General features: G+C 47.1%; 15 protein-coding genes. 10 read left to right on the top strand and 5 right to left on the bottom strand.

Translation table 11 applies throughout. The features are described 5' to 3' along the window. Positions 1-93 precede the first annotated feature (93 nt). A complete protein-coding gene (gene sthA / locus FTT64_RS06395; RefSeq protein ID WP_005179136.1) occupies positions 94-1,509 on the bottom strand; it encodes a Si-specific NAD(P)(+) transhydrogenase in 1,416 nt (471 codons plus the stop codon). A gap of 213 nt (positions 1,510-1,722) precedes the next feature. Here sthA and lipA point away from each other — a divergent pair, with 213 nt between their 5' ends. From lipA to FTT64_RS06380, 3 genes are all read left to right on the top strand, one after another. Next, a complete protein-coding gene (gene lipA, locus FTT64_RS06390; protein ID WP_180182155.1) occupies positions 1,723-2,736 on the top strand; it encodes a lipoyl synthase in 1,014 nt (337 codons plus the stop codon). Positions 2,737-3,190: 454 nt separating this feature from the next. Beyond that, entirely contained in the window at positions 3,191-5,764 is a 2,574-nt protein-coding gene (locus FTT64_RS06385) for an acyl-CoA dehydrogenase (protein ID WP_180182156.1), read from the top strand. A 151-nt stretch (positions 5,765-5,915) separates the two neighbouring features. Continuing rightward, the gene (locus FTT64_RS06380; protein WP_005179142.1) at positions 5,916-6,302 is read left to right on the top strand and encodes a carboxymuconolactone decarboxylase family protein; all 387 of its coding nucleotides are present in this window, start codon (positions 5,916-5,918) and stop codon (positions 6,300-6,302) included. 13 nt (positions 6,303-6,315) lie between these two features. On the opposite strand, the gene FTT64_RS06375 is transcribed toward FTT64_RS06380, so the two are convergent. Then, positions 6,316-6,576 (bottom strand): hypothetical protein, encoded by a 261-nt coding sequence (locus tag FTT64_RS06375; RefSeq protein WP_005179143.1) that lies wholly within the window; start codon positions 6,574-6,576, stop codon positions 6,316-6,318. 434 nt (positions 6,577-7,010) lie between these two features. Beyond that, positions 7,011-8,354, bottom strand: coding sequence for an amidohydrolase (locus FTT64_RS06370; RefSeq protein WP_160241160.1), 1,344 nt, complete (start codon positions 8,352-8,354; stop codon positions 7,011-7,013). A gap of 236 nt (positions 8,355-8,590) precedes the next feature. On the opposite strand from FTT64_RS06370, the gene FTT64_RS06365 reads away from it, so the two are divergent. From FTT64_RS06365 to FTT64_RS06335, 7 genes are all read left to right on the top strand, one after another. After that, positions 8,591-9,103 (top strand): tetratricopeptide repeat protein, encoded by a 513-nt coding sequence (locus tag FTT64_RS06365; protein ID WP_156189256.1) that lies wholly within the window; start codon positions 8,591-8,593, stop codon positions 9,101-9,103. Between the two features lie 333 nt (positions 9,104-9,436). Then, positions 9,437-10,819: an adenosylhomocysteinase gene (ahcY, locus tag FTT64_RS06360; protein ID WP_005179150.1), complete on the top strand. Its 1,383-nt coding sequence runs from the start codon at positions 9,437-9,439 to the stop codon at positions 10,817-10,819. Positions 10,820-11,009: 190 nt separating this feature from the next. Next, a complete protein-coding gene (metF, locus tag FTT64_RS06355; RefSeq protein WP_016659212.1) occupies positions 11,010-11,846 on the top strand; it encodes a methylenetetrahydrofolate reductase [NAD(P)H] in 837 nt (278 codons plus the stop codon). Between the two features lie 24 nt (positions 11,847-11,870). Then, positions 11,871-12,587 (top strand): 16S rRNA (uracil(1498)-N(3))-methyltransferase, encoded by a 717-nt coding sequence (locus FTT64_RS06350; protein WP_005179155.1) that lies wholly within the window; start codon positions 11,871-11,873, stop codon positions 12,585-12,587. Between the two features lie 160 nt (positions 12,588-12,747). Further along, positions 12,748-15,624 (top strand): EAL domain-containing protein, encoded by a 2,877-nt coding sequence (locus FTT64_RS06345; protein ID WP_180182157.1) that lies wholly within the window; start codon positions 12,748-12,750, stop codon positions 15,622-15,624. Positions 15,625-15,759: 135 nt separating this feature from the next. After that, positions 15,760-18,039 (top strand): NADP-dependent malic enzyme, encoded by a 2,280-nt coding sequence (locus FTT64_RS06340; RefSeq protein ID WP_104488292.1) that lies wholly within the window; start codon positions 15,760-15,762, stop codon positions 18,037-18,039. 89 nt (positions 18,040-18,128) lie between these two features. Then, on the top strand, positions 18,129-19,361 hold the full coding sequence (locus tag FTT64_RS06335) for a multifunctional CCA addition/repair protein (protein ID WP_104488290.1): 1,233 nt from the start codon (positions 18,129-18,131) through the stop codon (positions 19,359-19,361). 97 nt (positions 19,362-19,458) lie between these two features. On the opposite strand, the gene epmA is transcribed toward FTT64_RS06335, so the two are convergent. Then, positions 19,459-20,433: an EF-P lysine aminoacylase EpmA gene (gene epmA, locus FTT64_RS06330; RefSeq protein ID WP_180182158.1), complete on the bottom strand. Its 975-nt coding sequence runs from the start codon at positions 20,431-20,433 to the stop codon at positions 19,459-19,461. Further along, on the bottom strand, positions 20,430-21,497 hold the full coding sequence (locus FTT64_RS06325; RefSeq protein ID WP_005179168.1) for a 4-phosphoerythronate dehydrogenase: 1,068 nt from the start codon (positions 21,495-21,497) through the stop codon (positions 20,430-20,432). The genes epmA and FTT64_RS06325 overlap by 4 nt, the downstream gene beginning before the upstream one ends. Between the last annotated feature and the right edge of the window lie 99 nt (positions 21,498-21,596).

Raw genomic sequence — 21,596 nt, 5'->3', positions numbered from 1 at the left:
TCAGGACTTTGACTGCAGGATATTTATCCTTTTTATCTAACCATAAAAAAACCCGCAAACTGTGTTTACGGGTTTTTCAGTATGAGCAACCGCTTAGAACAGACGGTTCATACCATTTAAGGTCGCCACACGATACGCTTCTGCCATCGTTGGATAGTTAAATGTGGTTTCTACAAAATACTTGATGGTATTGTTCGGGCTGTTCATTACCGCCTGACCAATGTGAATAATTTCTGCCGCGTTATTCCCGAAGCAATGTACACCTAATACTTCTAAAGTTTCACGGTGGAACAGAATTTTCAGTTCACCAACCGTATCACCGGTAATTTGCGCACGTGCCAGATGACGGAAAGAAGCCTGACCCACTTCGTACGGAATTTTTTCTTCAGTCAGTTCCTGCTCGGTCTTACCAATTGAAGAAATTTCCGGAATGGTATAAATACCGGTTGGAATATCAGTCACCGGTGCCACATTTTCTTCACCACTCATGTTGGCACCAGCACAGCGCCCCTGGTCATAGGCAGCAGACGCCAGAGATGGCCAGCCAATCACGTCACCGGCAGCGAAAATATTTTCAACTTCAGTCTGATATTGCTCATTTACCGTCAGCTGACCGCGGCTGTTTGGTTTTAAGCCAACATTTTCCAGGCCTAAACCATCGGTATTGCCTGAACGGCCGTTACACCACAAGATGGCATCGGCTTTGATTTTCTTGCCACTTTGCAAATGCAGCACTACGTGATCATCAAAGGTTTCCAAATGATCAATCTGCTCATTGTGACGAATCAACACGCCCTGTTCACGCAAGTGATAGGACAAGGCATCGGAGATTTCATCATCCAGATAGCTGAGCAATTTATGCTGGGTGTTAATCAGGTCGACTTTATGGTCCAGACCAATGAAGATCGAGGCATATTCACAGCCAATGACACCGGCACCATAAATGATGATTTTCTGAATCGAGAAATCCAGATCCAGAATCTTGTCTGAATCGAATACACGTGGATGGTTAAAGTCTAAAATTTCCGGACGATACGGACGCGAACCGGTTGCAATCACCAGCTGTTTAAAAATCAGGGTTTCCTTAATGCCTTCCGGACTGAATACCAGCACGGTATTTTTGTCCTGCACATAGGCACGACCATGATAGATATCAATTTTATTGCGGTCATAGAAGCGTGAGTGAGTATCGACCTGCTGCTGAATCACTTTATGTGCATTACGCAGCACCTGTTTCATGGTGAACTGTTTCCAGTCGCCCACTTTCTGGAACATCGGATCACGCTGGTAACGGATAATACTGGATACCGTCTGACGCAGCGCCTTACTTGGGATTGTGCCCACGTGAGTACAGTTACCGCCGAGTTGCTCACGCATATCCACCACAGCAACACGCATGCCTGATTTGGCAAGTTTCATTGCTGCGCCTTCACCTGCAGGACCAGAACCTAGGACCACCGCATCATATTTAACGAAAGTTCCGGCAACCACCTCTTTTTTACGTGGCATTCAACGCTCCTTAAACTAATCTATTCTGTTTATATCTCATATGCATATTATGACTGAAAACATCATGATTTTCTGTATTTACCTAGCATATATTGCGTGATAGCCACATTTTTTAAATGAATATCGTTTTTTTCCTATTTGCACCCAAGTCCGTTATAATGGAGGCGCTATTTTTCGAATATCTCCCCCGTCAAAACAGTGGAAAAGTTGAATATGTCTGAAAACCGTAAACCAGAACAGGGTGTTAAACTTCGTGGCGCAGAAAAGGTCGCTCGTATTCCTGTAAAAGTTGTGCCTACGGTTGAAACGCCGCGCAAACCGGACTGGATTCGGGTCAAGATGGCGGCGCCAGAAGAAGTTCAACGGATCAAATCGACACTGCGTCAGCAAAAACTACATACCGTCTGTGAAGAAGCAGCCTGTCCGAACCTGCCAGAATGTTTTGGTGGTGGTACTGCAACCTTTATGATTATGGGTGATATTTGTACCCGTCGCTGTCCGTTCTGTGACGTTGCCCATGGTCGTCCGAATGCACTTGATCCGGATGAACCGCGTCATATGGCTGAAACCATTGCCAACTTGGGTCTGAAATATGCGGTCATTACCTCGGTAGACCGTGATGACCTGCTTGATGGCGGTGCACAGCATTTTGTTGACTGTATTAAAGAAGCGCGTGCCTTAAGTCCGAATACCCTGCTGGAAATTCTGGTTCCGGATTTCCGTGGCCGTATGGATATTGCGCTGCGCATTATGACCGAATGTCCGCCAGATGTGTTTAACCACAATATTGAAACCGTGCCACGTTTATATAAAGCCATGCGTCCGGGTTCAGACTATCAACACTCTTTAAACCTGCTGAAAATGTTTAAAGAATATTGCCCGGAAATTCCAACCAAGTGTGGCCTGATGGTGGGTATTGGTGAAACTGAAGAAGAAGTGATTTCATTATTGGATGATCTGAGAGTACATGATGTAGATTATGTGACCATTGGCCAATATTTACAGCCATCAAAACAGCACGCACCAATTGACCGCTTTGTAACACCAGAAGAATTTGAGCGTTATGCAGAACATGGCCGCAAACTGGGCTTTAAAAATATCTGGTCTGCACCAATGGTGCGCTCAAGTTATTTTGCAGACCGTCAATACTACGGCGAGCCAGTTCCAGCAGTACGTCGCAAGACTGATCCTGCCAAGAAAATTAGTGTACAAACCATCGAAGCATAAGCTGAGAAAACTAAGCTTAGAAAACAAGGCCCCGGATTCGGGGCTTTTTTACAAGGTCATCTTTTACTTAAATTTTTACATCGTCCTCGGATCAGAATTTTTAGCCCAGAGAGATCATCTATTTCCTCTTAGACCCAAATACGGCTCGTCTTTAAAAAAATACCCTATTCAAATCAGAAATAAATTTCTATCCTTCTTTGACCTAGCTGCTAAACCCTTACTTATCTTCACATTTCTTTGCGCGTTCTTACTTGAATGTCGATCATTTTTCAACCAATCTTCATCCATAGAGTTTGTTTTTAGCAATCGTTTTGATGGTCTTGATATTTAAAAAAACGATACCGAAGTTCCAAGAACAGCCTTCACCGGATGACTTCAGACAAAATGAAGCAGCATTTCTTTCATTTTTCCTTGCAGGCACGGTGATGCTGTAGCAGCCGGGAGAAATACAATAATGCTTTTTATACTCAGTATCGTCATTCTTGTTTTTACACTGTGGGCGATTTTCTATTTTCAGCTGTCTCGCAACAGCGGTGCCATGACCCTGATCGCGGTCAGTATTGTCTCTGCCTTTATTAATCCCTGGTCCTTAATTTTAGGCATTCCGTTAATTGTGCTGAGCATAATTGTGATGGTGGATGCCTTGCGCATGAAAATCATCACCCAACCCGCGTATAAGGCTTTGTCACAAGCCATGCCAAGCATGAGCAGCACCGAACGTGAAGCACTGGATGCCGGCACCAGCTGGTGGGAAAAAGAGCTGTTTATGGGTGCGCCCAACTGGGATACCTTTGAGCAATATCCCTATCCTACGCTCAGTGCGGAGGAACAATCCTTTTTAGACAATGAAGTGGAACAGCTGTGCAACATGCTGGATGAATGGGAAATCCATCATAAGCACAAAGATTTATCTCCTGAAACCTGGCAGTTTATTAAAACCCATGGATTTTTGGGCCTGATTATTCCCAAGGAATACGGCGGCAAGGCTTTCAGTTCTTTTGCGCAAAGCCGGATTATGAGCAAAATTGCCTCACGCTCCCTAACCGCCGCGGTCAGCTGTATGGTGCCCAATTCCTTAGGCCCGGGTGAGTTGCTGCTGCACTACGGTACCGATGAGCAGAAAAAACGTTACTTGCCCGGTCTGGCCAAAGGCGAAGAAATTCCCTGCTTTGGGCTGACCAGCCCGGAAGCCGGCTCCGATGCCGGTGCCATCCCCGATACTGGCGTGGTCTGCTATGGCCAGTTTGAAGGCCGGCACGTACTGGGTCTGAAAATGAATTTCTCCAAACGCTGGATTACATTGGCACCCATTGCCACCGTGATTGGTCTGGCTTTTAAACTGTATGATCCGGACGGTTTACTCGGCGATAAGACTAAAACCGACTACGGCATTACCTGTGCGCTGCTGCCGGCCAATCACGCCGGAGTGAAAGTCGGGCCGCGCCATCATCCCGGTTCACCATTTATGAATGGCACGGTCGAAGGTCAGGATGTGTTTATTCCACTCGACTGGATTATCGGTGGTGTGGAAAATGCCGGTAAAGGCTGGCGCATGTTAATGGAATGTCTGGCCGTCGGTCGCGGGATTTCCTTACCGGCACTGTCAACCGCTGCCGGGGAAATGACCTATTTAAATGTCGGTGCTTTTGCGCGAATCCGCCAGCAATTCAAGTTGTCGGTGGGGAAATTTGAAGGCGTACAGGAAGTCACCAGTGATATTGCCAGTGAAACCTATATGCTGGAAGCCTTTCGCTATCTGGTGACCTGTGGACTGAATCAGGGCGGCAAACCTGCCGTGATGACCGCGATGGCCAAGTACTATGCCACAGAGTCTATGCGCCGTGTGGTTAATCATGGTATGGATGTGGTCGGTGGCCGCGCCATCCAGTTGGGTCCACGGAACTTTCTGGCGCTGACCTATCAGGCCATTCCAGTTTCCATTACCGTTGAAGGGGCCAATATTTTAAGCCGCTCGCTGATGATTTTTGGCCAGGGTTCGATGCGTTGCCATCCGTATTTGTATGAAGAATTACAACTGCTACAAGCCCCTGATAAAGATGCCGCGCTGACACAATTTAATGAACTGTTCTACCATCATCTCGGTTATACCTTTAACCGGACTGCGCGCGCATTTGCCTTTGGCTGGTTTGGCGGTTCATCCGATGCTCCGCAACAAGCCGATGAATTTAGCCGGCCTTATTACAAAACCATCAACCGTTTTAGTGCGGCCTTTGCCCTGACTGCCGATATGTGTCTGGGTTTATTGGCCGGTGATATTAAACGCAAGGAAATGCTGTCCGGACGCCTGGCCGATATTCATGCGCAGCTGTTTATTGCCACCGCCATCTTAAAATACTATGCACATGGGCAAAAAACCGCAGATGAGCAACTGCATGCGCAACTGGCTTTAGACAAAGCACTGTTTAATGCACAAGAAGCCTTCTTTGGACTGTTCAATAATTTCCCTATGCAGCTGGCGGCTGGCGTCGTGAAATTGATCTGCTTCCCGTGGGGCCGTGCCTTGCAGCCACCAAGCGATCAGCTGAAACGTGATGTGGCCATGAGCATGATGCAGGACAATGCTTTTCGCCAGCAGCTGAAACAGCATGTTTTCTATAACACGGACCCGGACGATGTCTTTGGCCGGATGGAAAGTACCTTCCAGAGCTTAACCGAGATTGAACCGCTGTGGGATCGCTTTAAAAAAGCTGAAGCCAAAGGCAGTTTTGATGGCCTCAGTTTTGAAGAACACATTGCCGATGCCCTAAATACCGGCGCGATTCAACCCGAAGAAGCTAGCCAGCTACTCAGTTATAACGCGCAGCGCTTTGACAGTATTCTGACCGATATTTTCGATATGCAGCTGGAACAGACCCTGCCACTAGACAATCCGCATTTAATTGAACCTTTAGGTGTCGATACGGAAGCTCATCCTCCGGCAACTTCAGCAGAACCGAAAACCGGTGGCACCGCACAACTGGCCACAGATCATCATAAAGAGGATCCGGAACCGTTTATCCGTTTTTAGTTATATGCTGAATATTGAATAAAGTGGCTTTCGGGCCACTTTTTTATGGACTGGAAATGACACTTCTGACAGGCATTCTACGACCATCTTCCAATGGTATAGACTGCATAAGCCGTTAAGCTACATCGAAAACAATATTGAGGGAAACAAGATGTCACAACAAGATTATGACAATGGTTTAAAAGTACGTACAGAAGTCATGGGTGAAAGTTTTGTGAAACGTGCGCAGGACAATACTGTGCCGTTTACCCAGCCTTTGCAGGACTGGATTAATGAACATGCCTGGGGTTCTACCTGGCAACGTGAAGATGTATTGCCGCGCAAATATCGTTCACTGGTGACAATTGCCTTTTTAACTGCGCTCAAAAGCCCGACTGAATTAAAAGGTCATGTACGCGGGGCTTTAAATAATGGCGCGACAGTGGAAGAAATTCAGGAAGTGCTGCTACATAGCCTGCCCTATTGCGGCGCACCGGCTACGCAAGAGGCCTTCCGTGCGGCGTTAGAAGTCATTCAGGACTATCAGGCCAACGCGTAAATTTCGGACGAGTTTAAATCCAGTACACATTAAAACTGTAAAAGAATTCACTGACCTCAAAACGCACCTGATAACCAAGCTGGGTCAGTTCGGCGGAGAGATTACGGATTTCTTCCAAAGGCAAATGTTTGGGCAATACCGTAAATACTGCAGTGTTGCCCTGCTTGGCATTCTCTTCAATTAAACTGGCTAAACGCGCTTTATACAGGTTGATGTCCAGATTGGCATGCGCCGAAAGCACTTTTGCATCTTCTGCGGTTAGAAAGTTCACCATTTTTTTCTTCTCTTTTTTTGTTCCGTTGTATGGGTCTAACTTAAAAAATGCTACGGCTCCGCTCAACTCTATTTTTGTAAGTAATTTAAATTAAAGATGAATTGGTTTACATCGACTGCTGTTATCCATCCTCTGATAAATCAAAAACTCCCTTATCCTGGTTTTCTCTCTAAGTCATAACAGACGCAAACAAGGAATATTTAATCTTCATTTTATAATTAACGCATGATCAGGTTCTGAGAGGTAAAAGAGATTAAATAACGTAGGCTATTTTGATATATGGGTTCCGTTAAACTTCCATCGTTATTACCTAACTCTCTCCTGCTCAATTTTATATTTCAAAGCGGATATTTGATTGTTCTATCTATGAGTCATAAAAAACGGAGCCGATCTGCTCCGTTTTTTCGCTCTTGGGATTTATATATTCAAGAGTATTATTTTTTCGCCTTCCATGCACTTTGTACCTGGCTGGCAACTTTTGGATAATCCAGAATAAAACGCATATGCGACTCTACCCCGGTTTTTAAGGTTTTATCATCGACAATAAAGTACGGGTTATGGTTCGGTGCGGCTTTACTCATATCCTGATCAGCTGGTGTCGCACCTAGGAATACAAATAAAGATGGCATCAGCTGGCCATAATAAGAAAAGTCTTCACTGGCGCTCTGGTTATGTTCTAAAACATGCGCCTTACCTTCACCCGCGGCCTGAATTAAAGATGGCGCCATCAATTCAGTTAAGGTTTTATCATTGGTGGTGACCGGCGCATACGGTGAAATTTCCACTTTGGCTTTTACATCATTGGCTTGCGCGGTGTGATCAATCATGGTTGGCAGGTTTTTGTAGATGCTTTGACGGATATCTTCATGATTGGAACGAATGGTTCCGATCATCGAAACCTGTTCAGGCAAGATATTACCACTGGTACCACCCTGAATCTGCCCGATACTAACCACGCCCATGCCTTTACTCAAGTCGGCACGGCGCGACACCATGGTCTGTAAATTCTGGATAATATCAGCCGCGGCGACAATAGAATCACGTCCTTTCCACGGCATTGAACCATGTACCTGCTGACCGGTTAAAGTCACTCGAATATTGTCGGCACTGTTTAAAGCCACACCATCTTTATAGAAAATATTGCCACTTGGCATACCTGCCATCACGTGCATCCCAAAAATCACTTCAGGTTTTGGATTATTCAGTGCGCCATCGGCAATCATTTTACGTGCACCGACCTGATCACCATTCAGGAAGTTATCAATATCGGCACCACCTTCTTCCGCAGGCTGGAATACAAAGACCACGGTTCCGGCAATTTTATCTTTATTCTCTGCCAGTGCCTTGGCCGCACCTAACAGCATGGCAGTGTGGGTATCATGTCCGCAGGCATGCGCAACCGGTGTTTCTGCGCCCTGATAAATACCTTTGGCTTTACTGGCAAAAGGTACCTGGGCTTTTTCTTCCATCGGCAAGGCATCCATATCGGCACGTAAGGCCATAATTGGACCCGGTTTTGCACCTTTTAATACGCCAATCACACCGGTTTTGGCAAAGCCTTTTTTCACTTCAATGCCGTAAGAACGTAATTCTTTTTGCACCAGTTCCGACGTTTTAAATTCCATATTGCCAAGTTCAGGATTGGCATGAATATGATGACGCAATTGAATGGTATGCTGCTCGACTTTTGTAGCGGCATCATCCACCCAATCTGCAAAAGCAAACTGAGAGATACTCATGGCTAACCCCAAGCTAAGACAGGTTTTAGTGAGCTGCATGGAAACTCCATTTTTATAACCGTTTAAAATCTTATCTTCGGAGAATTTAGGGTTAAAATACAAGGCTATTGTTGTAATTTTATATAGTCATTTGCACTATACTTGATATTTTAAAAGTTGAAAATTACCACAATTTAGCGAGCAATTTTGCGTTATGACTCAAAACATTTCATTTCAGATTGGCTTTTTTCCGGCAGACCTTTTAGGCTTATAGCAAATATTTTCTGGATATGACCATGTCGGACGCCATCACTGTTCCTCCCGCCCTGATTAACCGTGCGCTTGCAGGCCAAGCCGATGCCCAGTTTGAGCTGGCTGAATTGTATATGCAAAGCGAGCATGAAGATGACAACCTGCTGGCTGAAGAATGGGCCTTAAAAGCCGCTGAAAATGGTCATTTGGAAGCCATGTACTGGTTGGGCGAAGGTTATACCGTCTATGCCAAAGACGTGCAGGAAGATGATCCTGAAGATTCCAAAACTCACTTTGAGTTAGCCTATTACTGGTTGAAACAAGCAAGCGAACAGAAACATGCAGGCGCAATTCTGGAGCTGGCTGGCTATTATCGTCGTGGGAATGTGGTAGAAAAAGATATTCCGACCTCGGTAAATTTGGTTCAGCAAGCGGCTGAACTCGGTGATGCACAGGCCATGCGCGATTTGGCTTGTATTTATGAACATGGCCTGGGGGTCGAGATTAATGAAGCACAGGCAGATTACTGGGCCGAAAAAGCCAAAGCTGCCGAGTAACCCACTCAACCCGATCAAAAGCTCATCAGATGATGGGCTTTTTTATATTGATGCATGGAGATAGGCGCTGGATTAGCCGGAATTTTTAATTGTTTTGGAGATCAAAGAACACTACAGCGAGAAACCGGAACAGTTTAGCCAGATATTCAACAATTTCAGATTGGAACTCTGGGCAATTTCCAAGTACAATACTGCGCTAGTCGAGGGATGCTGCGACGTTTTACAGGTACGAAATGTAAAAGCGCTAGGCTCGACCATCGGTCAAACATCCGCTTTGATCAACAACGGCATCCGCGAACTGAATGATCAATTGTTTTTATTAAGGAGATCGTGATGAACGCGGTTAATGCTTCATTTACTGATTACAAAGTAGCAGACATCACTTTAGCGGACTTCGGTCGTAAAGAAATCAAACTTGCAGAAGCTGAAATGCCAGCCCTGATGGGTCTGCGTAAACGCTACTCTGCGGCTAAACCACTTGCTGGCGCTAAAATCCTGGGTTGTATCCACATGACAATCCAAACAGCTGTTCTGATCGAAACTTTGGTTGAACTTGGCGCTGAAGTACGCTGGACCTCTTGTAACATCTTCTCGACTCAAGACCACGCTGCTGCTGCCATTGCTGCGTCTGGTGTTCCTGTGTTCGCTTGGAAAGGTGAAACTGAAGAAGAATACGTGTGGTGCTTAGAGCAACAAATTAACGTAAATGGCACGCCTTGGGATGCCAACATGATTCTGGACGATGGCGGTGACTTAACTGCACTTGTTCATGAAAAATACCCAGAAGTTTTGGCGAAAATCCACGGTATTACTGAAGAAACCACCACAGGTGTACAACGTCTGCTTGAAATGTGGAAAGACGGTTCTCTGAAAGTACCTGCAATCAATGTAAACGATTCAGTAACCAAGTCTAAAAACGACAACAAATACGGTTGCCGTCACTCACTCAACGATGCCATCAAACGTGCAACCGATATGCTTTTATCTGGTCGTCGTGCGCTGGTCATTGGTTACGGTGACGTAGGTAAAGGTTCTGCGCAATCACTTCGTCAAGAAGGCATGATCGTACGTGTTTCTGAAATCGATCCTATCTGTGCAATGCAAGCCTGCATGGACGGTTATGAAGTGGTTTCTCCATACAAAAATGGTGTTCAAACCGGCAAGAAAGAAGACGTTAACGCTGACCTTCTTTTAAACACTGACCTGATCGTAACAACAACGGGTAACTACCACGTTTGTGACGCTGCCATGCTGGATACATTAAAAGCAGGTGCTGTTGTATGTAACATCGGTCACTTTGACACTGAAATCGACACCAACTACCTACGTGGTTACAAGTGGGTTGAAGTGAAACCTCAAGTTCACCAGGTGTATCGTTCAGAAAATGAAAACGATTACCTGATCCTGCTGTCTGAAGGTCGTTTAGTGAACCTGGGTAACGCAACAGGTCACCCATCACGCGTGATGGACGGTTCATTTGCCAACCAGGTTTTAGGTCAAATGCACTTGTTCGCTGAGAAATTTGCTGATCTTCCTGAAGATCAAAAACAAGCCGCGATTCGCGTTGAACTGCTTCCGAAGAAATTGGACGAAGAAGTTGCAGCTGCAATGGTTGCAGGTTTTGGCGGCGTTCTGACGCAATTGACGCAAGAACAAGCGGACTACTTAGGTGTAGCGGTTGAAGGTCCGTTTAAATCGGATGCTTATAAATATTAATTAGCCCTCACCCCATCCCTCTCCCATAGGGAGAGGGTGAACTCTCAAATCATTTACATTACGAGTTTTACTTGTGAAATTTAAGTAATTTGAGCCAAGACTCTGCGTTATTCAGTAATGAATACTCCTCTCCCTTTGGGAGAGGTCAGGGAGAGGGTGAATAAAAAGTATTTATAAAAAGGATTTCAACATGTCAAAACAGATTCCGATTTCATTCGAGTTCTTCCCAACCAAAACTGATGCCGGTGCAGAAAAACTCAAGACCGTACACCAAGAGCTTCAGCTTTTAAATCCAGAATTTTTCTCGGTGACCTATGGCGCTGGTGGTTCAACTCGTGAACGTACCTTATCGACCATTAACGACTTCAATGGCAAAGGCACACCGGTTGCGCCTCACCTGTCTTGTATTGGTGATGATAAAGCCCGTATTGCCGAATTGCTGGACCTGTACAAATCACAAGGTATTGACCGTATTGTGGCACTGCGTGGTGACTTGCCATCCGGTCAGGTTGGCTTGGGTGAATTGCCATATGCACAGGATCTAGTCCGCTTTATTCGTGAACATTCCGGTGATCATTTCCATATTGAAGTGGCTGCCTATCCGGAAATGCACCCACAAGCGGAAAGCTTTGATAAAGATATTCAGCATTTTGTTGAAAAAGTAAATGCCGGCGCCAATGCAGCCTTAACGCAATTCTTTTTCAATCCGGATGCCTACTTCTACTTTGTTGAGCGTATTCAGCAAGCCGGTGTCAATATTCCGGTGGCGCCGGGTATTATGCCAATTACCAATGCCAGCAACCTGATTCGCTTTGCCGATAGTACTGGTGCTGAAATTCCACGCTGGATTCGCAAGCAACTGGCGACATATGGTGATGACACGGCATCGATTAAAGCCTTCGGTCATGAAGTGGTGCTGAAATTCTGTGAACGCCTGATTGCAGGTGGTGCGCCAAGTCTGCACTTCTACACCATGAACAATACCGAGCCTACCCGTCAGCTTGTGACTGATCTTGGTTTAGCCTAATTTTCTTTTTGCGAGTTGTACTTTATGCCACGTTTTTATATTGAAGCTGAATTAACGGTTGAGACGCAGCTCGCGCTGACCGAAACCGTGTTTCACCATTGGTGTAAAGTACTGCGTGCACAAGTGGGCGACACAGCCACCCTGTTCAATGGACAAGGTGGCGAATATGAAGTGACCCTTACCGACGTCCAGAAAAAAACAGCAACGGTGATGGTCAACAGCTTTAATCCGGGCAACCGTACACCTAAATTCAAGGCCCTGCTCGGTCAGGTCATGAGTAAGGGCGACCGGATGGATTATGCCATTCAAAAAGCGGTGGAACTCGGCGTTTCCGAGATTCAGCTCCTCACCTCTGAACGCTGCGAAATGCGTCTGAAATACGACCGTGACCAGAAAAAACTGGATCACTGGCAAGGTATCGCCATTGCTGCTTGTGAGCAATGTGGTCTGAATATTGTGCCTAAAATTCTCCCGCCGATGTCGCTGGAAAAATGGCTCGATACCGATCTGCCAGCCACCAAACTGGTATTAGCACCCAACAAAGATGAAGTGAATGTCTTACACAATGCCACGCCAGAACTTGCCCTGTTAATTGGGCCTGAAGGCGGCCTGAGCGAGGCTGAAATCAGTAGCGCAAATACGAAAGGTTTTGTGAACTGGTGTATAGGCGAGCGCGTGTTAAGAACTGAAACTGCGCCTGTGGTCGCACTTTCTATTTTAAATTTTAACTTCAGCGTGTAATTCGTCTTATTTTTAGCTGAATGCTGAGTCAGATGATTGCTTTTTTAAAGTTTACTGACTAATCTCAAAATATTATTTTACAATTTCACCTAATATCAGGTTATTCATAAAATAAAATGGATTTTTACATACTCTGTAATTTATAGGGTTTTGGGGATATATGTCAGACCATCAGGATGAGCTCATGGAGCAATATTTGTATGCTGCCCAAATCACCAATACAATCCGGCTGATGCGCTTCTTTTTGCTGAGCATCCTCATTCTCTGTTTTTATATTTATTTTATTTTTCACTACTCTTTTAATTTTTCAACTTTCGCATTTAATGCCTGGTTCCTACTGAGTGAACTGGGGCTGGCCGGCTGCCTGTTCTTTAATGAAATGCGCTTTAAGCCCGGTCAATACAGTATTCAAATGGCGCATCGCTGGATCAAGCTGGTATGCCTGCTGGTTGGTATTAGCCTTGGTATTGGCATTGCCCTGCTGTACTATTTCCTGCCGAAGTACAGTCCAGACATGAGCACCTATCAGGCCATTATTCTGGCGGCTTTGCTGGTGATTATTAGCCAGACCTTTGCCCTCACCTTTTTAACCCAGCGCCTGAGCTATTTTTCGCTGGTATTTATTCCGGCCATTGTGCCGTATTTAATTTCCCCACTGTTCTTTAACAGCAACACCGAACCGCTGTTTTATCTGGCCACCAACTTTGCCTTAATCTGTCTGCTGATTTGTGCCAATACCTCCATGCACATGCATCGCCGGCTATCTAGCGTCTATTTCAAGAATAATCAGCTGAAAAAACAGGCCGAACAGCAAGTGGCCTGGACCGACCAGCTATGCCAGCAACTGCAAACGGAAATGAACCGCTCCAAAGACATTGAGCAGCAGTTGCAGTTTAATAACCAGATGCTGGAACAGAAAGTGAAAGAGCGGACCTTTGATCTGGAGCAAATCCATAAAGCCCTACAAGATCAACAGGCCAATCTGGTGCTGGCGCATGAAGTGGCCGGGTTAAAACCATGGGATTGGGACATCAAGCATCGCCTGATTACCCTGACCAATGAACACCAGCAGCTGAAAATGTCCGGCTCCAAAGCCCATCATCACAAACTGCAGCAACTGATTCACCCGGATGATCTGGCGCATTTTCGTAACACCATGAAGCAGCATCTGCGTGGCCAGACCGACCGCTATGAAGTGACCTACCGGGTACAGCAAAGCAATGGCAAATGGGTCTGGGTACATGATGTTGGCCGTGTGATTGAGCGTGACCCCGAAACCCGGCGTCCATTACGCATGGTCGGTATCCGCCGTGACATCCATCAGGAAAAAACCGATCAGGAACGCCTGAAACTGACCGCCAGCGTACTACAGCAGGCAGCAGAAGGGATTTTTATTCTGAATGAGGACCTGCGTTATATTGAGGTCAATCCGTGCTTTGAACAGCTGACCGGCTTTAGTCGCGAGCAGATTATTGGCAAACATCTGTTTGATATTGCCAGCAATTACAAATCACGGCAGCGCAGTATGCACAATGCCATTGTCAAGCAACTGCTCAAAGAAGGCGAATATGATGGCGAAATGGATGAAAAATACCTGTCGGGCAAAGAGCTGACCATCCGCCTGCACATGAATACCGTCAGCAATGAGCAGAACCGCTCTACCCATTATGTCGGGATTGTCTCGGATTTAACCGAGCGCCGCCGGCAGGAACAGCGCCTGTCCTATCTGGAAAATTATGACACGCTGACCGATCTGCCTAACCGGTTTTATTATAACTATCAGCTGCATCAGTATCTGGTGTCCCATCAGGATTCGATTAAACAACTGGCGGTGATTCGTCTGAACATCGACCGGTTCCGGGTGCTGAATGAATATTTAAGCCATAATGGCGGCGATGAACTGCTAAGACAGGTGGCGCAGCGTTTACGCCTCATTAATGCCGAAGCGCTGTTGGTGGCGCATTTAAATGGCGATGATTTTGCCATTATTTATGAGCTATCACATATTCGTCCATCGGTGCAGCAGCATTGCGAACGCATTACCAAAGCCTTCTCGGCGCCGTTTAATATCCAGGGTCAGGACCATATTATTACCCTGTCGATGGGCGTGTCTTTATATCCTGAACATGGCCGGCAGCTGGATTATTTAAACAACTGTGCCGAACAGGCGCTGTCGGAAGCCAAGCGTCTGGGTGGCAATACCACCAAATACTATTCGCTGGAAACCACCAAGCTGTTAGAGCAGGACGTGCACATTGAGCGCGATTTACGTCAGGCCATTAAAAATGATGAGCTGATCGTCTATTACCAGCCAAAAATCAATTTCCATGATCAGCAGGTCTCCGGTTTTGAAGCCTTGGTACGCTGGAACCATCCGGAAAAAGGCCTGATTCCACCCGGCTTATTTATTCCAATTGCCGAGCAAACCAGCCTGATTTCAGAGATTGGCCATATCGTAATTCAGCAAACCGCCAAGCAGATTCGGGACTGGCAGGCACTGGGCTTTGATAACATCCGGGTTTCGGTCAATATTGTGGCGCAGCAGCTACAACGCGGACATTTGCTGGAAGATATTGATGAGGCGCTCAATACCTATCATATTTCCGGTGAAAGCCTGGAACTGGAAATTACTGAATCGTCGTTGCTGGAAAATACCGACGAGGTCAAATATATTCTGGAAGAAATCAAGAAGCGCCATATTCATATTTCGCTGGATGATTTTGGTACCGGTTATTCTTCCCTCTCTTACTTAACCGATTTTCCTATAGATGTTTTAAAGATCGACCGCAGCTTTGTGTCCAAGATTGGCCACAGCAAGCAGGAAGCCATTGTCAGTGCCATGATTGCCATGGGCAAAGCCATGGGCATGACCATTGTCGCTGAAGGTATTGAAACTGAACATCAACTTCAGTACCTCAGAAAGCTCGATTGCGACATCGCCCAGGGCTTTTTATTCTCCAAACCGCTGCCACAACAGGATGCGACCCGCTTCCTGAGTGAAAAAATGCAGACACCACTTATTGTTAGTGAATCTTAATCTATAGCTTAAACTTCTAAGTTTGTTCTAAAAATGCGCAGCTTTGACTGTGCTTAGCGCGTAAGTAATGGTATATTCGAGCAGATTTAGCACAAACCGCCAGCATCGCTGGACACAGTAACATACGAGATTCAGATGGACGATCAATCATTAAAACAGCAGGCTTTGTATTATCACGAATTTCCTACTCCAGGTAAAATCAGCGTTACCCCAAGTAAGCAGCTGGTCAACCAACGTGACTTAGCGCTTGCATACTCACCTGGTGTCGCGGCACCATGTTTAGAGATTGAACGAGATCCTTCTACTGCAGCACTGTATACAGCACGTGGCAACCTGGTTGCCGTGGTGAGTAACGGTACCGCTGTACTAGGTTTAGGGAACATCGGTCCTTTAGCGTCTAAACCGGTTATGGAAGGTAAAGGCGTTCTGTTCAAGAAATTCGCCGGCGTCGATGTATTTGACATTGAAATCGCTGAAAATGATCCAGACAAAATCGTTGATATCGTTGCTGCACTCGAACCAACCTTTGGCGGGATTAACCTTGAAGACATCAAGGCACCAGAATGCTTCTACATTGAGCAAAAACTGCGTGAACGCATGAACATTCCGGTGTTCCATGATGACCAGCATGGTACGTCAATTATCGTCGGTTCTGCGCTGCTGAATGCGCTACAACTGAACGGCAAAAACATTGCCGAAATCAAGATTGTGGCTTCAGGTGCCGGTGCTGCTGCCCTGTCGTGCCTGGACCTGCTTTGTGCCCTGGGTGCGAAAAAAGAAAATATTATTGTGGCGGACTCACGCGGTCTATTGACCACCAAACGTGAAGGTCTGGACGAGTCGAAAAAACGCTACGTACAGGATATTGAAGCAACCCAACTGGCCGATGTAATTGCCGGTGCCGATATGTTCCTCGGTCTCTCTGCTGCCGGTATTCTGACCAAAGAAATGGTCAAGCAGATGGCGGCTAATCCAATCATCTTCGCTCTGGCTAACCCGGACCCGGAAATTCTGCCTGAACATGCCCACGAAGTACGTGATGATGTAATTATGGCAACCGGCCGTTCCGACTATCCGAACCAGGTGAATAACGCGCTGTGCTTCCCGTACATCTTCCGTGGTGCGCTAGATGTCGGTGCAACCACCATTAACGAAGAAATGAAAATTGCCTGCGTACACGCGATTGCACGTATGGCGCACATAGAAGCAGATGCGGCATCCTATGGTGAGAAATCTGCTTCATTTGGTCGTGACTATTTAATTCCACGTCCGCTTGATCAGCGTCTGATTCTTGAAATTGCTCCAGCGGTTGCCAAAGCAGCGATGGATTCAGGCGTGGCAACACGTCCAATTCAGGACTTCTCGGCTTATCATCAACGTCTGTCAGAGTTTGTATATAACTCTGCGTTTATGATGAAACCAATTTTTGCGCAGGCGAAAACCGATCCGAAACGCATTGCCTATGCAGAAGGCGAAGACTTACGCGTTTTACGTGCAGTACAAATTGCAGTGGACGAAGGTCTGGCACAACCGATTCTGGTGGGTCGTACCGCGGTTATTGAAGCGAATATCAAGAAACTGGGCTTACGTCTGGAACATGGTGTGAATATCACTATTGTTGATCAGGAGAAAAACCCGGATTACGAAAAATTCGCTGATGATTACTACAGCATCATGCAGCGTAAAGGTGTAACGCCTGAATATGCGCAGCGTGAAGCACGTCGCCGTTCGACTCTAATTGCCGCAATGCTGGTGAAACACGGTCTGGCTGACGGTATGTTATGTGGTACTTATTCAAGCTACGACATTCACTTAGACTTCGTCAGCAATATTATTGGTCTGAAAGAAGGTCACAATACTTTCTTCACTCTGAATGCGCTGATGCTGGAAGATCGTAACCTGTTTATTGCCGACACTTACATCAACCGTAATCCGACAGCTGAACAGCTGGCTGAAATGACCATTCTGGCCGCTGAAGAAGTACGCCGTTTTGGTGTAACACCACGTATTGCCCTGCTGTCGCATTCAAGCTTTGGTTCAGACCAGAACGATGCCAGCGCGCAAAAAATGCGTAAAGTGTTTGATATTCTGTCTGAGATTGCACCAGAACTTGAAGTGGAAGGTGAAATGCATGGTGATGCGGCACTGGACGAAAATATTCGCCATTTCGCATTCCCGAACTCACGCTTCAAAGGTTCAGCTAACCTGCTGATTATGCCGAACCTGGATGCAGCCAATATTTCGTTTAACCTGTTGAAATCGACTTCAGGCAGCAACGTGACCATTGGTCCAATTTTGCTGGGCGCAGCGAAACCGGTACATATTTTAACGCCAACAGCGACCACCCGTCGTGTGGTGAATATGACTGCGTTAACCGTGGCAGAAATTCAGCAAGCGGAACAAGACGCGCTATAAAAACTGAATGCCGAGTGAAAAGCTCGGCATTCTGACTTGAGAAAACCTCTATTCTGTTGCATGATGACCTCAAGAATAGAGGTTTTTTCATGCAAGTTTATTTAGTAGGCGGTGCGGTGCGAGATCATTTGCTGGGGCACCCCTATCACGAAAAAGATTATGTGGTTGTCGGGGCAACACCCGAACAGCTTCTGGCCCAAGGCTATCAGCCCGTGGGCAAAGACTTCCCTGTGTTTTTACATCCTGAATCAAAAGAAGAATATGCACTGGCCCGTACCGAACGTAAAGCCGGTCAGGGCTATCATGGTTTCGAGTTTTATACTGCACCCAATGTCACGCTGGAAGAAGATTTAATCCGTCGTGACCTGACCATTAATGCCATGGCCATGGATGAAAACGGCCAGGTCTATGATCCTTATGGTGGACAGCAGGATCTGGCGCAAAAAGTGCTGCGTCATGTTTCCGACGCCTTTGTTGAAGACCCATTACGTGTACTCAGAATTGCCCGTTTTGCTGCGCGTTATAAAGCGCTGGGCTTTCGTGTGGCCGATGACACCCTGACCCTGATGCGCACGCTGGCAGCATCTGGCGAGCTGGATACCTTAACCCCGGAACGGGTCTGGAAAGAAACTGCACGCGCCTTGCAGGAAGATCATGCCGATGAATACTTTGAAGTGCTGCGTCGCTGCGGTGCCTTAAAAGCCTTGTTCCCGGAAATTGATGCCCTGTTTGGGATTCCACAGCGCCCGGAATATCATCCGGAAATTGACTGCGGCGTGCATACCTTAATGTCCCTGCAACAGGCCTGCCGCCAGAATTACAGTCTGGATGTGCGTTTTGCCGTGCTGGTGCACGACTTGGGCAAGGCCCTGACCCCAGCCGATGAATTACCGCGTCATATCATGCATGAAGAACGTGGTATTCAGCCGGTTACTGACCTGTGTGACCGCCTGAAAGTGCCAACCTATACCAAACAGCTGGCACTGGCGGTGTGCAAGGAACATTTAAAATGCCATCAGGCCCTGACCTTGAAACCGGGCACCTTATGGCGTCTGTTACAGCGTCTGGATGTATTGCGTCGTCCGGAACGGGTAGAAGCCTTTGTCCAGGCCTGTGAATGTGATTCGCGTGGCCGTTTAGGCATGGAAGATCGGGACTATCCGCAGGCCGATTATGTGCTAAAAGCCATGCAGGTGGTGCGCGGCATTAAAGCGCAGGATTTACCGCCTGAGATTAAAGGCCCCGATATTGGTGAAATGCTGATTCAGCGCCGCATTAAAGCGATTGAAGTGCTGAAAGCAGAATATACAGCCGCAAGCTAAAATTGAGTCATAAAATTTAAAATACCCGTGTCGTGCACGGGTATTTTTGTTGATCAGGGATGAATCATCCCCCTGTGCTGATCTGGATGAAGCCGCCTTAAGACCGTTCGGCCGGAAAAGTAATTACCTGTTCCAAACGCATCTGCTGGGTGGCAATCATCAATAAACGGTCAATACCCAGCGCAATACCTGAACATGGCGGCATCTGAGGCAAGGCACTGAGCAGATATTCATCAAGTGGCATCACATGCAAGCCCAGTTTTTCCCGCTCCTGATTGTCGGCTTCAAAACGGCCACGGAGCACCTCGGCCTCAGCCAGTTCATCATAGGCATTGGCCAGTTCCAGCCCTTCAATGTACAGCTCAAAACGGGCGGCAACCAGTTCGCCATCTTCATCGACACGAGTTTTGGCCAGTGAGGCCAGTTCCGGCGGGAAATCAGTCAGGAATACCGGCGTATCAAAGCCCAGACTAGGCTCAACCATATGCGAGAACAACAGGTCGATATAGCCCAGACGATCATCACCTAAATCGAGGCTTAGCCCGACACGCTGACAGCAGGCTTTCAGTTCCTGCAATGTCGCTTGCAGCGGATTTAGATCCAGCCGGTCCATAAAAGCATGTTTATAACTCAGTACTGTCGGACGCACTTCACCAAAACGCTGTGCCAAGGTCAGATTGAGTAAATCGGTGACTTCAAACATCAGCTCTTTCAGGCTAAAACCCGGGCGATACCATTCCAGCATGGTAAATTCGCTATTGTGTTTGCGGCCGTGCTCATCATCACGAAACACCTTGCAGATCTGGTAAATCGGGCCACTGCCACTGGCCAGCAGGCGTTTCATGGCAAATTCAGGCGAAGTTTGCAGATAATGCGTCTGCTGCTGGCCCAATACATGACGCTTGGCCTGTACCGAGCTTAAATGTACATCGGTGACACCGGCCTGCGACAAAATAGGCGTTTCCACTTCCAGCACTTCGCGCTCAGCAAAAAACTGGCGAATCTGGACGTACATCTTGGCGCGGGCGCGCATAGCCTCAAGACTACAGGTCGGCTGATAGTTCAGGCTCATGCGGCTGGCCCTCCATGCGCAGCCCATTCACGGCGCAGCGGATAAGTCTTGCGTAAATGGTCAAAGGCCTGCTGATCGACCTTGCCGTCTTTTAAGCAGGCACGTAATTTGGCGTCATCGGCGGCAATATCATACATCTGTGGCAGATGCTGTTGCAGTGCGGCTTTTAACGGCTGACCACTAAAATAATCGCTGCACGGCGGCAACTGGTTTTCAAAGCGTTTATGTGCCACTTGCCCAAAGACTTCACAAAAAGCGGCATAAATCATTTGTGTGCCGCGGGCTTTGCCTTCCAGACTGTAACCGGCAATATGCGGCGTTACCAACGTGACCAGATGTAATAATTCGGCAGAAATTTCCGGTTCATGCTCAAATACATCCAGCACCACCGCACGCCCGGTCTGCTGGATATCGGTCATTAATGCCTGCTCTGCCACCACCGGACCACGCGCTGAGTTAATTAAAATTGCATCCGGCTTCATCTGGGCCAGGGTTTCGGCATTGAACAGATGATAGGTCGGATACGGACCGGTTTTGGTCAGCGGCACATGAATCGAAATGGCATCGGCCTGAGCCAATACGTCTGCCAATGCCAGTTGCTGCACACTTTCACGTTGCACCAAAGGATCATAAGCCACCACTTTCCAGCCCAGCAGTTCCGCCATTACCGCCAGACGCGAACCGACATTGCCCAGTCCGATAATGCCCAGACAGAACTGCTGGCCTGCTTCCAGTAAGGCTGGACGCACATGCAGTAAGGCGGTAATCACATATTCGGCAACCGCCTGTGCATTACAGCCGGCGGCATTGGACCAGCGAATCTGCTGCTGTTCCAGCGCGGCAATATCCAGATGATCGGTACCAATGGTGGCACTGCCCACAAAACGCAGCTTGCTGTGCTGGATCAGTTCGGCATTGACCTTGGTTACCGAGCGCACCAGTAAGGCTTCGGTATCGTGCAGGTCCTGCGCAGTTAAGGTCCGGCCCGGACGATGGGAGATTTCACCAAACTCGGCAAAAAAATAATCGGTAAAGGCCAGATTTTCATCGGCAATAATTTTCATAAGGCAATCCAATGCTTTGATCTGTCCATGATAACGCCTGAAGGCCCTGCGGATGAAGCGCTATTGCAGTAAATACACTGAATATTAACCGCAGAAAAG

This window comes from Acinetobacter sp. Q186-3 (genome assembly GCF_013420655.1).
Lineage (GTDB): Bacteria > Pseudomonadota > Gammaproteobacteria > Pseudomonadales > Moraxellaceae > Acinetobacter > Acinetobacter indicus.
Note: the sequence above shows the minus strand (reverse complement) of the source record. Positions and strands in the feature narration are given on the sequence as shown.

Excerpts from the sequence above, each read along its gene's own strand:
- FTT64_RS06325 (WP_005179168.1), bottom strand. The coding sequence starts at position 21,497 with ATGAAAATTATTGCCGATGAAAATCTGGCCTTTACCGATTATTTTTTT.
- FTT64_RS06350 (WP_005179155.1), top strand. The coding sequence starts at position 11,871 with ATGCCACGTTTTTATATTGAAGCTGAATTAACGGTTGAGACGCAGCTC.
- FTT64_RS06340 (WP_104488292.1), top strand. The coding sequence starts at position 15,760 with ATGGACGATCAATCATTAAAACAGCAGGCTTTGTATTATCACGAATTT.
- FTT64_RS06335 (WP_104488290.1), top strand. The coding sequence starts at position 18,129 with ATGCAAGTTTATTTAGTAGGCGGTGCGGTGCGAGATCATTTGCTGGGG.
- lipA (WP_180182155.1), top strand. The coding sequence starts at position 1,723 with ATGTCTGAAAACCGTAAACCAGAACAGGGTGTTAAACTTCGTGGCGCA.
- FTT64_RS06365 (WP_156189256.1), top strand. The coding sequence starts at position 8,591 with ATGTCGGACGCCATCACTGTTCCTCCCGCCCTGATTAACCGTGCGCTT.
- FTT64_RS06380 (WP_005179142.1), top strand. The coding sequence starts at position 5,916 with ATGTCACAACAAGATTATGACAATGGTTTAAAAGTACGTACAGAAGTC.
- metF (WP_016659212.1), top strand. The coding sequence starts at position 11,010 with ATGTCAAAACAGATTCCGATTTCATTCGAGTTCTTCCCAACCAAAACT.
- FTT64_RS06370 (WP_160241160.1), bottom strand. The coding sequence starts at position 8,354 with ATGCAGCTCACTAAAACCTGTCTTAGCTTGGGGTTAGCCATGAGTATC.
- FTT64_RS06375 (WP_005179143.1), bottom strand. The coding sequence starts at position 6,576 with ATGGTGAACTTTCTAACCGCAGAAGATGCAAAAGTGCTTTCGGCGCAT.
- sthA (WP_005179136.1), bottom strand. The coding sequence starts at position 1,509 with ATGCCACGTAAAAAAGAGGTGGTTGCCGGAACTTTCGTTAAATATGAT.
- ahcY (WP_005179150.1), top strand. The coding sequence starts at position 9,437 with ATGAACGCGGTTAATGCTTCATTTACTGATTACAAAGTAGCAGACATC.
- FTT64_RS06385 (WP_180182156.1), top strand. The coding sequence starts at position 3,191 with ATGCTTTTTATACTCAGTATCGTCATTCTTGTTTTTACACTGTGGGCG.
- FTT64_RS06345 (WP_180182157.1), top strand. The coding sequence starts at position 12,748 with ATGTCAGACCATCAGGATGAGCTCATGGAGCAATATTTGTATGCTGCC.
- epmA (WP_180182158.1), bottom strand. The coding sequence starts at position 20,433 with ATGAGCCTGAACTATCAGCCGACCTGTAGTCTTGAGGCTATGCGCGCC.